14 protein-coding genes are annotated in these 14,996 nt (G+C 70.2%); 4 read left to right on the forward strand and 10 right to left on the reverse strand.

The features are described from left to right. Nucleotides 1-10 precede the first annotated feature (10 nt). On the forward strand, nt 11-1,102 hold the full coding sequence (locus G4D86_RS33440; protein WP_163998145.1) for a potassium channel family protein: 1,092 nt from the start codon (nt 11-13) through the stop codon (nt 1,100-1,102). A gap of 94 nt (nt 1,103-1,196) precedes the next feature. Here G4D86_RS33440 and G4D86_RS33445 read toward each other — a convergent pair whose 3' ends face one another. From G4D86_RS33445 to G4D86_RS33460, 4 genes are all read right to left on the reverse strand, one after another. Then, complete coding sequence (locus G4D86_RS33445; RefSeq protein WP_163998146.1) at nt 1,197-2,483, reverse strand: alpha/beta fold hydrolase; 1,287 nt, start codon at nt 2,481-2,483, stop codon at nt 1,197-1,199. A gap of 287 nt (nt 2,484-2,770) precedes the next feature. Continuing rightward, nucleotides 2,771-3,538, reverse strand: a complete 768-nt coding sequence (locus tag G4D86_RS33450; RefSeq protein ID WP_163998147.1) for a siderophore-interacting protein — start codon at nt 3,536-3,538, stop codon at nt 2,771-2,773. Between the two features lie 89 nt (nt 3,539-3,627). After that, nucleotides 3,628-4,188 carry a PadR family transcriptional regulator gene (locus G4D86_RS33455; protein WP_240360608.1) on the reverse strand — a complete coding sequence of 187 codons (561 nt, stop codon included), beginning with the start codon at nt 4,186-4,188 and terminating at the stop codon, nt 3,628-3,630. A gap of 144 nt (nt 4,189-4,332) precedes the next feature. Further along, a complete protein-coding gene (locus G4D86_RS33460; RefSeq protein WP_163998148.1) occupies nt 4,333-4,974 on the reverse strand; it encodes a glutathione S-transferase family protein in 642 nt (213 codons plus the stop codon). Between the two features lie 172 nt (nt 4,975-5,146). Here G4D86_RS33460 and G4D86_RS33465 point away from each other — a divergent pair, with 172 nt between their 5' ends. Then, complete coding sequence (locus G4D86_RS33465; RefSeq protein ID WP_163998149.1) at nt 5,147-6,022, forward strand: bifunctional transcriptional activator/DNA repair enzyme AdaA; 876 nt, start codon at nt 5,147-5,149, stop codon at nt 6,020-6,022. Between the two features lie 7 nt (nt 6,023-6,029). On the opposite strand, the gene G4D86_RS33470 is transcribed toward G4D86_RS33465, so the two are convergent. The 6 genes from G4D86_RS33470 to G4D86_RS33495 are packed head-to-tail and all read right to left on the reverse strand — an operon-like array spanning nt 6,030 to nt 11,978. After that, nucleotides 6,030-7,319: an Nramp family divalent metal transporter gene (locus tag G4D86_RS33470; protein ID WP_240360609.1), complete on the reverse strand. Its 1,290-nt coding sequence runs from the start codon at nt 7,317-7,319 to the stop codon at nt 6,030-6,032. 56 nt (nt 7,320-7,375) lie between these two features. Beyond that, nucleotides 7,376-8,122, reverse strand: coding sequence for an SDR family oxidoreductase (locus G4D86_RS33475; RefSeq protein ID WP_163998150.1), 747 nt, complete (start codon nt 8,120-8,122; stop codon nt 7,376-7,378). Between the two features lie 12 nt (nt 8,123-8,134). Further along, on the reverse strand, nt 8,135-8,827 hold the full coding sequence (locus G4D86_RS33480) for a histidine phosphatase family protein (protein WP_163998151.1): 693 nt from the start codon (nt 8,825-8,827) through the stop codon (nt 8,135-8,137). Continuing rightward, nucleotides 8,827-9,903 (reverse strand): phosphotransferase family protein, encoded by a 1,077-nt coding sequence (locus G4D86_RS33485; RefSeq protein WP_163998152.1) that lies wholly within the window; start codon nt 9,901-9,903, stop codon nt 8,827-8,829. Before G4D86_RS33485 ends, G4D86_RS33480 begins: the two co-directional genes overlap by 1 nt. Nucleotides 9,904-9,918: 15 nt before the next feature. Further along, nucleotides 9,919-10,737 (reverse strand): SDR family oxidoreductase, encoded by an 819-nt coding sequence (locus G4D86_RS33490; RefSeq protein WP_163998153.1) that lies wholly within the window; start codon nt 10,735-10,737, stop codon nt 9,919-9,921. A 5-nt stretch (nt 10,738-10,742) separates the two neighbouring features. Continuing rightward, nucleotides 10,743-11,978 (reverse strand): acyl-CoA dehydrogenase family protein, encoded by a 1,236-nt coding sequence (locus G4D86_RS33495; protein WP_163998154.1) that lies wholly within the window; start codon nt 11,976-11,978, stop codon nt 10,743-10,745. 81 nt (nt 11,979-12,059) lie between these two features. Between G4D86_RS33495 and G4D86_RS33500 the strand changes: the two genes are divergently transcribed. Beyond that, entirely contained in the window at nt 12,060-12,986 is a 927-nt protein-coding gene (locus G4D86_RS33500) for a LysR family transcriptional regulator (RefSeq protein WP_163998155.1), read from the forward strand. A 111-nt stretch (nt 12,987-13,097) separates the two neighbouring features. Next, entirely contained in the window at nt 13,098-14,294 is a 1,197-nt protein-coding gene (locus tag G4D86_RS33505; RefSeq protein ID WP_163998156.1) for a cytochrome P450, read from the forward strand. Nucleotides 14,295-14,996 lie beyond the last annotated feature (702 nt).

A 14,996-nucleotide genomic window follows, 5' to 3' on the forward strand; every position in this document is an offset into this window, starting at 1 on the left:
GGAGGGGGCGATGCGGGTGTCCCGCCGGCAGCTCCAGGCCAACCTGCGCTACCTGCGGGCGCTCACGCGGCGCTTCCGCACCACGCTGATGCTGTCGGCGACCCTGTTCCTCCTGGGGCCGCTGCTGTTCTGCTGGCGCTACGTGCCGACGGACGGGACGCCCCTTACCTTCGGTGAGGCGCTCCACCACGTCTACTTCCTGCTCTACGGCCAGCCCTCGCTGCCGTACGTGCACGACTGGCTCATCGAGCTGCTCAATGTGGTGATTCCACCGGTGGGCATCGCCCTCGTGGTGGATGGCGTGGTGCGCTTCGCCTACCTCTTCTTCGCCCGGCACAAGAACGACAAGGAGTGGATCGAAGTGGTCACCGAGACGATGAAGGGACACGTCGTGGTGTGCGGGGCGGGACGCGTGGGCTACCGCGTCGTCGCGCAGCTGCGGGAGATGGGCCGGGACGTGGTGGTGGTGGAGAAGCGCGAGGACGCCGCCTTCGTCTCCGCGTTGCGCGACGAGCAGGTGCCGTTGCTCATCGACGACACGCGCAGCCCGCTGTGCCTGCCGCGCACCAACGTGAAGTACGCGTCCGCCATCGTCTGCGCCACGGACGACGACCTGGCCAACCTCAACATCGCGCTCGACGCGCGCCGGCTCAACCCGGACATCCGCGTGGTCATCCGCCTGTTCGACGATGACCTGAGCGGCAAGGTGCGCGACACCTTCAAGGCGGAGGCGCTCTCCAGCTCGTCGCTGGCCGCGCCCGCCATGGCGCTGGCTGCCATGGACCCGCGCATCATCCACTCCTTCCACCTGGGCAAGCACCTGATGGTGGTGTCCCAGTTCACCGCGCGCGAGGGGCTGCCCGGGCTGAACATCGCCAGCGTGCGCGACAGGTTCGGCGCGCTGACGCTGTCGCTGGTGCGCGGGGAGCATGAGCGGCTCAACCCGGGCGGTGACGAGGTCGTCCAGGCCGGGGACGTGCTGACGCTCCAGGCGTCGTACCCGGACTACCGCCGGCTGCGAGCCTTCACCTGTGAGTCCGAGCCGCCGACGTGGTCCCAGCACGCGCCGCCGGAGGTGCCGGGGAGTCGCAGGGTGGGGTGAGCGGGCCCTGCAGCGCGTGGCCGTCATCGCCCAGGGCGCGGTGATGACGGACCTCGGCGGTGTGCGCACCACCACGCAGGCGACGGACGCGGTGCTACGCCACCTGGACCCGCGCCGCTGAGCGCGGGCCCTCGGGGAGCGCGAGCGCGCGGGTGAGGAGCGCGGCCATGGCCTCCCACTCCACGAGGAAGCCGTCGTGCCCGTACGGGCTGGACAGCAAGGCGTGCTCGGCATGGCGGCCGTGCTCGCGCAGGCGCCGGGCCAGTGCCTCCATGTGGTGCGGGAGGAAGAGCTGGTCCTGGTCGATTCCCACGCACAGCGCGCTCGCCCGGATGCGCGGCAGTCCCCGGTCGATGCAGCGCGAGAGGTCGTGGTGGTCCATGGCCCCCAGCAGCGCCAGGTACGCGCGCGCGTCGAAGCGTGCCTCCAGCTTGCGGCCCTGGTGCTCCAGGTAGCTCTGCACCGGGTACAGCGCGCGCGAGGACCACGCGGCGGGCCGGGCCTGGCCCCGCTCCAGTCCTGCTTCCGCACGGTAGGTGAGCATGGCGAGCTGCCGCGCCAGCTCCAATCCTCGGTGCGCCGCCTCCGGGAAGCCCGGGTCCAGGAGCAGCGCCTGCCGCGCCACGTGGTTGAAGCCCACCACCCAGGACGTGGCGGACTCGGCGGTGGCGATGGGGGCCATGCGCGCGAAGCGCTCCGGAGCGAGCGCCGCGAGGCAGAGGACAATCATCCCTCCCAGCGAGCCGCCGGTGACGAGCGCCACCTCGTCCACGTCCAGCGCGTCCAGCGCCAGGAGGATGCTGCGCGCCTGGTCCCACGGCGTAATCGTCGCGGGCAACCGTGACTCGTCCTGGCGCAGGTCTCCCTTGGCGACGGACGGCGGCGGGCCGAAGCGCACGTCGTCGAGCCGCCCCGGGAAGCCCTCGTCGGCGGGGCCGGTGGTGCCGTAGCACGAGCCCAGGTTGTTGAAGCACAGCAGCCGCGCGCGCGACGGGTCCAGCGCGCGCCCCGGGCCGATGAGGGGCTCCCACCAGCCGCCCTCTCCTCCCGCGCGCATGTCGCCGGTGAGCGCGTGCACCAGCAGCACGGTGGGGACGCGGGCGGGCGCGCGGGCCGGGCCCCGGGCACGGGCGCGCTCGGCGGACTGGCGCTGCTCGGCCACGGTGCGGCGCACGACGCGCAGGGTGCTCGCGCGGGCCTCCTCCTCGGGGAGGATGCGGGCGCGGGAGTGCAGCCAGGGGAGGTCCTCCTCTGGGCCCCACCACCAGCCGCGGACGAGGTGATTCGAGACGCGAGCGCCGGCCTCGAGTCTCACGTCGGGCAGGGCGACATCGAAGAGGCGCGGTGTGGGCGCGGAAAGGGACGTAATGGGCGTGGGCATGGGACGCGGATTCCTCTCGGTGGAAGGGGCGAGGGGAGAGCGCGCGTCCAGGAACGACGAAGCCCACCAACCCTCGCGGGTGGATGGGCTCCGGTGGCTCGTCAGTGCCGGCTCGACGGACGTCAGCCGACGCTGGCGGGCTGGAGCCCACCCGGCATCGACATTCGACACATGGAGCGGAGGTGCGTCATTCGTGAGTACGGATAGTCCCGTGCCCGCCGTGAGTCAAGCAGCCGGCATTCAGCGGTGTGCAGTCCAACGACTTTCGAGAGGCGCTCCCCGGTGCTTCACGCGGGCTTGCCCGGTGCGCTGCTCCCGCCATGCTCGCCGCGGTGCCAGTAGGCCGCCGCCTTGAGCCAGTCCGTCGGATGTCCGCGCTCCTCGACGAAGAGCGTCCGCAGCTCGCGAACGAGCGCGGCCTCGCCGGCAATCCAGACGAAGCCGTCCCCCGCGGGGGGCGAGAATCCGGCGAGCGCGCGACGCAGCAGTTCGCCGTCGCGCGTACCCGGCTCGCCGCGCACGACCCACTCTGGCCGCCAGGAGGCCCGGGTCTCGAAGGTCTGCCGTTCGTCCTCATTCGCCACGGCCACCACGGTCGTCACGGGGACGCCGGGGCGCAGCGCCTCGACCCGGCGCCCCAGCGCCGGTAGCGCGCTCTCGTCGCCGACCAGGAGGTACCAGTCGAAATCGTCGGGCACGACGAGCGAGCCCTTCGGCCCACCGATTTCGAGTGTCTGCCCGACCTGGGCCCGCGCCGCCCACTCCGTCGCGGGCCCGGAGCCGTGCAGGGCGAAGTCGATGGTCAGCGTCTTGCCGGCGTTGTCGAAGGTGCGCGGCGTGAAGTCACGCATCACCGGCGCCCCGCTCGCACCGTCATGCAGCGGGAAGAACAGCTTGATGTGGTCGTCTGGCGAGGAGCTGTGGAAGTCCCCGAGCTCGGGCGACGTGAAGCGGATTCGCCGCATGCGGGGCGTCACGGACTCCACGCCGCTGACGACGAGCTTGCGCCGCCGGAGCTCATGGCGCACGCGAACGAGCTGGTGGGGCACGGCCATGGCTCCGGCCTCGGCTCCGGGGCGCTGCTCCGCGCCAGCAGGACGCGAAGCGGCGTACCCTTCCTGTGTGTCTCGGGTGCCCTGGCGATTCATGAGCGTAGCCTTTCAATCTTCTGCGCGGCCTCGTCGATGAGGGCCGCCACGTCGAGGATGATCTTCTTGTCGGCATCGGCCGACAGCGTGTCGAACAGCACGCTCTTCAGGTTGTGCATGGCGCGCCGGACCGGGGCGGCGTCGGTCCGCTCGCGAACCTCCCCGGCGGCTCCGAGCCGCTGGAGCAGGGCCTCCACGACCTTGGCGTTCTCGGTGAGCAGCGCCCGGCCCTGCTCCGTGATGGAGAAGAGCTTGCGCTGGCTGTCGGTACTTGGCTCGCCGACCAGGCCCATGTCCTGGAGCAGGGTGAGCGTCGGGTAGACCACCCCGGGACTGGGGGCATACGTGCCGCGGCTCAGTCCCTCGATGGCGCGGATCAGGTCATAGCCGTGCCGGGGCTCCTGGGAGATGAGATGGAGCAGGACGAGCCGCAGCTCGCCCCCCTCGAACATCCGGTGGCGCCCGCCATGTCCACCATGCCGCCCCCGGTGGTCATCCCGCTCGCCGTGCCAGGGATGCTCCGAATCGTCCCGCCCTCTTCCGTGTCTGCCTCGCATGGTGCGCCCTCTCGAGTTCGCTGAAAGTCTATCTGAGATGCCTCTGAGATATATCTCAGAGATATCGGCGTCAAGTCGACTTCAGCTCGCGGGGGTGTGCCACGGTGGCCGGTGCTTGGGGACCGGGCGAGAGGGGGAGCGCCGTCACGCCGCCGGAGCGCTGACGACGTGCGCGTTGGCGGTGTAGGGCGCCAGCGCGCCGATGTGGCCGGGCCGGGCCTTCACGCGCTCCAGCCACGCGGACACGGCGGGGTAGCGCCCCAGGTCGAAGCCGCCCTCGGGCGCGACGTGCGTGTACGCATACAGCGCGATGTCCGCGACGGTGGGGCGCTCACCGACGAGGAAGGGGCGCCCGCGCAGGTGGCGCTCCATCGCGGCGAGGGACTCGTGCCCGCGCTCCGTGCGCAGGCGCAAGGTCTCCGGGTGGCGCGAGGCGCGGCCCGTCAGGTGCCAGAAGCGCACGGTGCCCACGTTGGGCTCCACGCTGTTCTGCTCGAAGAAGAGCCACTGGTGCACCTGGGCCTGCTCGAAGGAGTCCTCCGGCAGCAGCGGCGTGCCGCGTGCGAGATACAGGAGGATGGCGTTGGACTCGGCGAGGAAGCGGCCCGGCTCGGGCTCGAGCACGGGGATGCGTCCGTCGGGGTTCTTGTTTCGGAGGAAGTCCTCGGTGTGGCTCTCGCCCGCGAAGATGTCCACCGGCACCAATTCGTAAGGCCTGTCGAGCCAGGAGAGCAGGAGGCGGACCTTGTAGCCGTTGGCGGAAGGGGCGTAGTCATAGAGGCGCATGCGGGGCTCCGGGTGGTGTGGACGCGAGGCAGGGTAGGGAGCACGCCCCAGGCGAACGACCCGCTCCTTGCGGCCTTCGGCGGCGGCGGGCGGGCGCAAGAACCGGGTTGTTCGAGAGCGCCCCGGCGGCCATACCAACGTCCAGGAGCGACTCTTTCCAAGGAACCGTGGCATGGCGACCAGCGACTACGCCCGAATCGAGCAGGCCATCCTCTACCTCGACGCCCATGCGCGCGAGCAGCCGTCCCTGGACGACGTCGCCGCGCACGTGGGCCTGAGTCCTTTTCACTTCCAGCGGCTCTTCACGCGCTGGGCGGGCATCAGTCCCAAGCGCTTCCTCCAGGTGCACACGCTCAGCTCGGCCCGGCGCCTGCTGGCCGAGCGGCGCAGCGTGCTGGACACGTCCTATTCCGTGGGCCTGTCCGGCGGAGGGCGCCTGCACGAGCTCTTCATCACCCTCACCGCGATGACGCCGGGCGAGTTCAAGCTCGGCGGCGAGGGGCTCACCGTGCGGTACGGCATCCACCCGTCGCCCTTCGGTGACTGCCTCATCGCCGCCTGCGAGCGCGGCATCTGCGGCCTGCACTTCCTCACCGGCGAGTCCGAGGAAGAGGCCCTGGCGTCACTGCGAGCGCAGTGGCCCCGCGCCACCTTCGTGGAGTCGCGCGAGGGCACCGCATCCTGGGCGGAGCGCATCTTCCCCGCCGAGCCTCCGCATGAGCCCACGCCGCTATCGGTGCTGGTGAAGGGCACGCCCTTCCAGGTGCAGGTGTGGCAGGCGCTGCTGCGCATCTCCCCGGGACAGGTGGCGACGTACGAGGACATCGCCCGTGCGATTGGGAATCCCAAGGCGGTGCGCGCGGTGGGCTCGGCGGTGGGGGACAACCCGGTGGCGTTGCTCATCCCCTGTCACCGCGTGCTGCGCAAGACGGGCGTCTTCGGGGACTACCGCTGGGGCCCGGCGCGCAAGCAGGTGATGCTCGCGTGGGAGTCGCTGCGGTACGGCGCGGAGAACGACGGCGGAGCGGCGCGGGCCGCGGAAGCCTGAGCTCCGCTCACGGCCGCTGGAGCTTGCGAAGCGCCTCGAGCGCTTCGTCGAGCCCGACGAGGAGGAACAGGAGCAGCGTGGCGACGAGCGCGGCGTTGATGAGCCAGTTGTTGCGCAGCGCCCCGACCCAGGCCCGCCGGTTGTTCATCCACAGCAGGGTGAAGGCGAGCAGCGGCATGAACAGCGCGCCCACGATGGCGTAGGCGAGCTGCGCGCGCTGCAAGGGTGCCCACAGCATGGGCAGGGGCACCAGGGCCAGTGCCACGAGGTACAGGCGCCAGGCCCGCGTGCTCCGCAGTTCCACCTGGCCGGCGGGCTGCTTGCGGTGGATGCGGAGGTAGTCCGCGAAGAGGTAGGGGACACCCTCCCAGACGCCGAGCAGGCTGGTGAAGACGGCGCCCCAGAACCCGAGGAGGAACAGCCAGTAGCCCGCGGGGCCGATGACCTCACCGAGCCGCTGCGCGAGCAGGTTGGCCACCTTGAGACCGCTGCCCTCCAGCCGCAGCGTGGAGCCGATGAGCACCATGCCCATGCCGAACAACCCCGTCAGCCCGTAGCCCACGGCGAGGTCGGCCTGACAGGTCTTCAGCCACTGCGTGCCCTCGCGGCCCTTCTCGCGAATCCAGTAGCCGTACGAGAGCAGCGTCACGGTGCCGCCCACGCCGCCCAGCAGTCCCAGAATCCAGCCCGCGCCGCCCTTCGGAATGGAGGGGACGACGAGCCCGCGCGCGGCGGCGCCCCAGTCCGGACTCGCGCCCACGGCGGTGAAGAGGACGGCGACGAACATCAGGCCGGTGCACGCGGCCATGAGCTTCTCGAAGAGGCGGAAGCCGCCGAACCACACCAGCCCCAGGCCGACGAGCGAGTGCACCACGCCCCAGATGCGCCGGGACGTCTCCGCGTCACTGCTCAGCGGCCACAGCGCATCGCCCGCGGCGCCACACGCGGAGATGAGGGCGCCGCCGGTGAAGAAGCTCCAGCCGAGCAGGTAGATGAAGAAGAGGTAACGCAGGCCCGAGCCGAACCGCGCCCAGCCCTCCAGCACGGTGGTGCCGGTGGCGAGCTGCCAGCGGGCAATGCCCTCGTTGAGGAACGCCTTCAGCACCGAGCCGAGGAGGGCGGCCCAGAGGATGGACACGCCCACCGTGGAGCCACCGAGGCTGGCGGTGAGCAGGTCTCCCGCGCCGACGCCCGTGGCGGCCACGAGCATGCCAGGGCCGAAGCGCGCCAGCAGCCCGAGCCGCGCCGGAGTCGCCGTGGCGGGGGACTGCGCGGGAGGAGGGACGTTGGCGGTCATGAGGAGCGGGGAACGCTAGCGGCCCCTTCACCGTGAGGCCAGCGGCTCTCGCCGCCTCAAGACATCCGTGCCACAAGCCTGAGCGGCAGGTTGCGCAGGAGGAAGCCCACCGCAGCCCACGGCCAGCCCGGCACGTAGGCCTTCACCGGCTCGCGCTCAATCGCCTTCACCAGCGCGCGCGAGCCCTTCTCGGAGTCCACGGCGAACGGGAGGTTCTTCGCCCCCGCGTTCAGCTCCGTGTGGATGTAGCCGGGGTAGATGGTGGTGACCTGGATGCGCGTGCCGAGCAATTCGGCGCGGATGCCCTCCGTCAGCGTGGCGAGGCCGGCCTTCGTCGCGGCGTACGCCGTCAGGTGCTTGGGCAGCCCGCGCATGGCGCTCATGGAGGAAATCGTCACCAGGTGCCCCTGGCCCTGCTTGCGCAGGATGCCCACCGCCGCCTCGCACTGCGCGAGCGCGGCGACGAAGTTCGTCTGCGCCGTCTGCACGTTGGTGGCGAAGTGGCCGGTGCCAATGCGCTTCCCCTGGCCGACGCCCGCGTTGACGATGATGCGGTCCAGGCTGCCGAATTCCTGCGTGAAGGCGTCGAACACGCTGAACACCTGCGCGTGGTCATTCACGTCCAGCGCCCGCACGGAGATGGTGATACCCGGGTGCTTCTGGAGCAGCTCCGCCTTGAGCGCGTCCAGCCGCTCGGTGCGGCGCGCGCAGAGGGCGAGGTTGCGTCCCAGGGCGGCGAACTCGCGCGCCATGCCCTCGCCCAGGCCGGAGCTGGCGCCGGTAATCAGGATGTTCTTTCGCATGGGGGGCTGCCCTCAGCGGTAGGTGAGGAGGGCACGCTGCGCGCCCTCGAAGTGGCCGTGCTCGTTGAGCGTGGACAGGAACCGGGTGCGCTCGCTGTAGACGACCTTGGTGACGCCGCAGTTCGCCAGGGCCGTGTTGAGGCGGAAGGCGTGCTCGTCCGGAATGCGCAGCAGGTCCTGGCAGATGGCCGTAATCGGGCCGCCGGAGGTGAAGACCAGCGCTGTCTTCGACGCGCCCAGCTCGAGGATGAGCTCGTCGAGCGCCCGGATGCAGCGGTCCCGGAACGTGGGCCAGGGCTCGGCGTACTCGTCATCGTGCCGGCCGCTCACCCATCGGGCCACGGCCTCCGTGAACAGCTCCTGGAACGCACGGCGCGGCTCCGGCGCCCCGGCGATGTCCTGCATCAGCAGCGTGCGGTCCGCGTAGCGCGGCGCGTGGCGGACGATGAGCGCGTCGAGGTCGAACTCGTCGAAGGCCGCCAGGCGCTTGGGGCTGGCCTCCACCTTGAGCGCGGCGAGGCACGCGTCGGCCGTCTGTCGGTGGCGCGCCAGCGTGCCCGTGACGACGGCATCCACGCGCGGCAGCCGGGAACGCAGCGTCTCCCCGAGCACCCGCGACTGCGCCACGCCCGTCTCCGAGAGCTGGTCATAGTCCGCGGCCCCGAAAGAGGCCTGCCCATGGCGGACGAGGTACACCACGCCCATCAGCGAGCTCCCTTCGTGCGGATGAGCCGCTCACAGCGCAGGCCGAGGTAGTTGGCCAGCACCCAGAAGTTCTTGAACGTCGGGTTGCGCGTCTGCTTGTGGTGATAGCGGTAGTAGATCTGCTGGATGATGACCACGAGCCGGAACAGGCCGTAGACCTCGTAGAAGGTCCAGTTGCCCGGCTTCAGCTTCATCTTGTCGAGGTAGTACTCCACCACCTCCTCGCGCCGGAGCATGCCGGGCAGGTGCGTGGGCTGGCGCCGCGTCATCCGCATCATGAAGTTGTCATCCGCTTGGACCCAGTAGGCCAGGGCGTTGCCCAGGTCCATCAGCGGGTCGCCCAGCGTGGCCATCTCCCAGTCGAGCACGCCGATGACGCGCGTGGGCTCGCTCGCATCGAGCACCACGTTGTCGAAGCGCCAGTCATTGTGGATGACGCAGGTGGCGACGTCGTCCGGCGTGTGGGCCTTGAGCCAGTCGCGCACGTACTTGAAGCTCAGGACGTTCCAGGTGCGGGCCTTCTCGTAGCGGTCGGACCAGCCCTCAATCTGCCGCTTCGGGTAGCCCGGCCCCTTGCCCAGTGACGACAGCCCCACGGCCGCTGCGTCCACCTGGTGCAACTCCACCAGCTTGTCGATGACGTTGAGGCACAGCTGCCGCGTGGTGGCCTTGTCGAGCTGCAGCCCGCGCGGCATGTGCTTGCGCGGGATGATGCCCTCGATGCGCTCCATGACGTAGAAGTCCGAGCCGATGACGGACGCGTCCTGGCACAGGCCCACCATGCTGGGCACGGCCGGGTAGGCCGGCTTCAGGGCCTGCTGGACGTTGTACTCGCGGGCCATGTCGTGCGCGGACTTCGCCTTCGTCCCCGACGGAGGCCGGCGCAGGATGAGGTCCCGGTTCGGGTACTTCAGCCGGTACGTCCAGTTCGAGGCGCCGCCCGAGTATTGGGTGATTTCCGGCGTGCCTTCCAGCGAGGGGACGCGGGCCTTGAGCCATGCATCCACGGCGGAGACGTTCAGCTCCTCGCCGGGGCGGACGGCGCCGGACGGGTCGATGGGGGTGGTGGAAGGCATGACGCGTTCTCTCCCTCAGGTCGTCGGTGCGGGGCCGGGACGCGGGCGCATCCGGGCGGTGCTCTTGCGCATGACCCTGGCGTAGATACCGCGCGGAAGGAAGCGCTTCATCAACCAGGCCCTGCGGCCCTCCGCGTGGGACAGGACGTAGAACCGCCGCTTCTCCACCGCCTGGAAGACGTCATTGGCCACGTCGTCCGCGGTGATGGCCGAGCGCTCCAAGAGCCGCGCCATGGTGGCCCCCAGCCGCGGGTCCGTGGTGCGCAGCGAGTCACCCAGGTTCGTTTTGAAGAACGACGGGCACACCACGCTGACGCCGATGTTCGCCTCCGCCAGCTCGTTGTGCAGCGTCTCCGACAGCGACACGACGGCCGCCTTGGTGGCGTTGTAGCTGCTCATCATCGGCACATCGAGCAGGCCCGCCATGGAGGCGACGTTGACGAAGTGTCCGTGGCCCTGCCGGCGGAACAGGGGAGTGAAGACCTTGCAGCCCCGCACCACGCCCAGCAGGTTGATGTCGATGATCCACCGCCAGTCGTCGATGGACACGTCCTCGATGGCGCCGGCCTGGGCGACGCCCGCGTTGTTCACCACCACGTCCACGCCGCCCCAGCGGGACTGGAGCGTCTCCGCGGCGGCGCGCAGGTCCTCCTCGCGCGTCACGTCGCAGCGCAGGAAGTGCCCGTCACTGCCCAGGGCGGCCAGGGTCTCCGCGCCCCGGGCGTCGTTGAGGTCGGCGATGCAGACCTTCCACCCCGCGCGCGCGAAGCGCAGGGCCATGGCCTTGCCGAGTCCGCTGGCGCCACCGGTGATGAAGATGCGCTGGTCGGCCATGGCGTTCAGCTCCGGGAGTGGCCGCGCTTCGCCAGCTCGATGCGGGCGATGAGCCCCTTGTGGACCTCGTCCGGGCCGTCCGCGAGCCGCAGGGTGCGCGCCTGCGCGAAGAAGCCCGACAGCATGGTGTCCTGGGACACGCCCGCGCCGCCGTGAATCTGGATGGCGTCGTCCACCACCTTCTGCAGCACGTTGGGCGCGGCGACCTTGATGGCGGAAATCTCCGTCATCGCCCCGAGTGCGCCGACCTGGTCCATCTTCCACGCGGCATAGAGCGTCAGCAGGCGCGCTTGGTCGATGGCGACGCGGGCCTCGGCGACGCGCTCGCGGTTGCCGCCCAGGTTGAGCAGCTGCTTGCCGAAGGCGGTGCGCTTCATGCCCCGGTCAATCATCAGCTCCAGCGCCTTCTCCGCCGCGCCGAGGCAGCGCATGCAGTGGTGGATGCGGCCGGGGCCGAGCCGTCCCTGGGCAATCTCGAAGCCCATGCCGGGGCCCGAGATGATGTTGGACACGGGCACGCGCACGTTGTCGAAGTGCACCTCGCCGTGGCCATGCGGGGCGTCGTAATCGCCGAACACGGGCAGCATGCGCTGGATGTTGACGCCCTTGGCGTCCATGGGGACCAGCACCATGGAGTGCTGGTGGTGGCGGTCGCCCCCGGTGTCGGGCGTGCGGGCCATGAAGATGATGACCTTCGCGTTCGGGTGGCCCAGGCCGGAAGACCACCACTTGCCGCCGTTGAGGACGACATCCTTGCCGTCCACGACGGCGGTGGCCTGCATGTTGGTGGCGTCCGACGAGGCCACCTCGGGCTCCGTCATGCAGAACACCGAGCGGATTTCACCCGCGAGCAGCGGGGTGAGCCAGCGCGCCTTCTGCTCCTCGGAGCCGTACTTCCAGAGCACCTCCATGTTGCCGGTGTCCGGAGCGCTGCAGTTGAAGACCTCGGGGGCGATGAAGCTGCGGCCCATCTCCTCGGCCAGCGGCGCGTACTCGAGGACGGTGAGGCCCGCGCCGAGCTTCGCGTCGGGCAGGAAGAGGTTCCACAGCCCTTCCGCCTTCGCGCGGGCCTTCAGTTCCTCCATCACCGCCGGCACCTTCCACGTCTTCCAGTCGCCGCCGTGGCAGGTGGCATTGACCTCCTCGCGGTAGCGGGCCTCGACCGGGTCGACGTGCTCGCGCATGAACCGCTTGATGCGCTCCAGGTAGTCCTTGGTTCGGGCGCTCGGCTCGAAGTCCATCGCGGGTCCTCCTCCAGCTTGGTTGCCCCATCCTCCGTATCCGGCCTTGATGCATCCAGTGAATGTTGGTCATGTGTTCCCATGAACCCAGTTCAGGATTCCGCCCGGCTGGCACGGCTGGACCTCAACCTCTTCCGGGTGTTCGACGTGGTGCTCCGGGAGCGGAGCCTCACCCGGGCTGCGGAGGTCCTCTTCCTCAGTCAGTCGGCGGTGAGCCATGCGCTCGCCCGCCTGAGGGACCAGATGGGGGAGCCGCTCTTCGTGCGCGAGGGTCGGGGCGTGGCGCCCACGCCCTTCGCGGAGCGGCTGGCGCCGGAGATTCGCGAGGCGCTCGCGCTGCTCGACGGCGCAGTGCACCACACCCGCGGCTTCGAGCCCCGGCGCGACGTGGGCCACTTCACGCTCGCGATGAATGACCTGCTGGAACCGTCCATCCTCCCGCACCTCGTGGCGCGCCTGCGCGAGCGGGCTCCCGAGGCGCGTGTCGCCAGCGTCCGGTTGGACCGGGCCCGGCTGGAGCGAGACCTCGCGTCGGGGCGGTTGGACTTGTCCGTCGACGTGGAGCAGCCGACGGGCGCGGACCTGCGGCAGGCCCCGCTGCTGCGCGACACCTTCTGCGTGGTGAGCCGGCGGCGGCGCAGGCTGGACGTAGCGGCATACATGGCCGCACGGCATGTCACCCGGTCCTCGCGCCGCACGGGGCTCGCCGTGGAGGACCTGGTGCTCAGCCGCCTGGGCTACCAGCGCGAAGTCACGGTGCGCTGCCAGCACTACGAGGCCGCCTTCCACATCGTCTCCGGCTCCGACCTGCTCCTCACCATGCCCCGGCGCCGCGCGGAGGCGCTGCACTCGCTCCTGGGCAATCACATCCTGCCCATGCCTCTGGCCCTCCCGCCGCTGGAGCTGCACCTCTATTGGCACCGGCAGTCGGACTCGGAGCCGCGCAACAAGTGGCTGCGCTCGGAGTTGCTGGCGCTCGCGGGTGAGCTGGGGAAGCGGGCGCGGTAGCGTTGGGCTCGCACCGGCGGCGGTGCCCGCAGTGACAGGCAGTCGAAGCCGGGCGTGTCGGCGAATACTCCGGTTCCCTGCGGGCCCGCACCCGGGCAAGGATTCGCGTCCATGAGTGGACGTGTGAATCTGTTGGTGCCCGAGGTCCGGGCCAATCCCTATCCGACGTATGCGGAGCTGCGCCGTTCTCCGGTGTGTCAGGTGGACCCGGGCGGCTACTGGGTGCTCACCCGGCATGACGACGTGGTGGCGGCCTTCAAGAACCCGCAGGTGTTCTCCAGCATCGGCATGCGCGTGGCGACGAAGCCGGCGTGGCTGGGGCACAACCCGTTCGCGGACTCGATGATTGGCATGGACCCGCCGAACCACACGCGGCTGCGGACGCTGGTCAACCGCGCCTTTGGCCCGCCCGTGCTGGCCCGGTTGGAGCCGCGCGTCCGTGCCTTCGCGGGCGCCATCGTCGACCGCATCCCCGAGGGCTCGCCGGTGGACTTCGTGGATGCCTTCTGCCTGCCGCTGCCCGCGAGCGTCATTGGCGAGCTCATTGGTCTGGACCCCACGCAGCACCACCTCTTCAAGCGCTGGGCGGATGACCTCACCAGCATCACCGCCATCGGCCCCAGCCCCGGGCAGGAGACGCCCCGCATGGCGGAGATTCGCGCCACGGTGAAGGAGACGGAGCAGTACATGGGCCGCGTGCTGGCCAGCCGCCGCGCCGAGCCCCGCGATGACGTGGTGACGGACCTCATCAACGCGCGCGTGGATGGCGAGTCGCTCAGCGACGCGGAGTTGATGAACTTCATGTTCCTGCTGCTGGTGGCCGGGCTGGAGACCACCATCCACCTGATGAGCCACTCGCTGCGGCTGCTGATGGAGCACCCGGACGTGCTGGAGCGGCTGCGCAAGGACACCTCACGCATTCCGCGCTTCCTGGAGGAGGTGCTGCGCTACGAGCCGCCGGTACAGGCCATCATGCGCGTCACCACCGCGGACACGGAGATTCGCGGCGTGACGATTCCGAAGGGCTCACCGGTTGCGCTGATGATGGGCGCGGCGAACCGCGACGAGGCGCACTTCCCCGGCGCGGAGACCTTCGACATGGACCGCGAGGGGACGAACAACCTTCCCTTCGGACATGGTGTCCACTTCTGTCTGGGTGCGCCGCTGGCACGGTTGGAGACGCGGCTCGGGCTGGAAGCGCTGCTGACGCGCTTCGCCCGCTTCACCCCGGCCGGGCCGCTGGAGTGGAACCGCTCCATGACGGTGCGCGGCCCCGTGAAGATGCCCGTGGTGGCTCACGCGAGGTGAGGCGCGCGGGGCTCGTGACCCCCGGCTCATTCAAGACGCGGGCGGGTTCTGCGCGATGGGAACGAGCCTGCGCAGGGGGACCCCCACGCCACGTCCAGCCACGGCCTGGCCCTCTCATGTTACCGCCTCGATTCATGGCGGCATGTCTGGGAGTCCTCCATGGGGCGGCTCTGCCATGCATGGCACGAGCTCGAAGGCGCACCGCAATCGCGAGCACTCCGGGGCTTCCGGATGCAACCACCGCCTCATGCGCCAGACCTCGATGGGCCCGACTTCGCCGCCGGCACTCACGGCGAGAAGGAGCCCATCACCCTGGGCGTGCCTCGTGGACCTGTGAAACGCAGACATCGCCGCCGACACTCACGGCATCCCGAAGTTCACCACCCCTGGCGGGCCTCGTGGCCTCCGTGAACCGCGGGCTTCTCGTGGCCCACCAGCGCGTTGCGCGCTTCGAGCATCTGCCGGCCTCGCCAGGGCTGGAGCCGCTGCTGGCCGGGCAATCGGAGCGCGGCGACGTGGCACCCTTGGGTCGGACCCGGAAAGACCCTACCTCCAGGGAGGGGCGACCCCTTCCCACCCGCCATGTCAGCCCCCTCCGGTAGAAGGGAATGGTGGAAGTAATATTCCTTCCACGGGACGGCCGCCCCGGAAGGGGGGCAGGAGGGGGTAGGGGATGGGGTTCGCGGAGCATTACCTCGCGGG

The organism is Pyxidicoccus caerfyrddinensis, assembly GCF_010894405.1.
Classification (GTDB): domain Bacteria; phylum Myxococcota; class Myxococcia; order Myxococcales; family Myxococcaceae; genus Myxococcus; species Myxococcus caerfyrddinensis.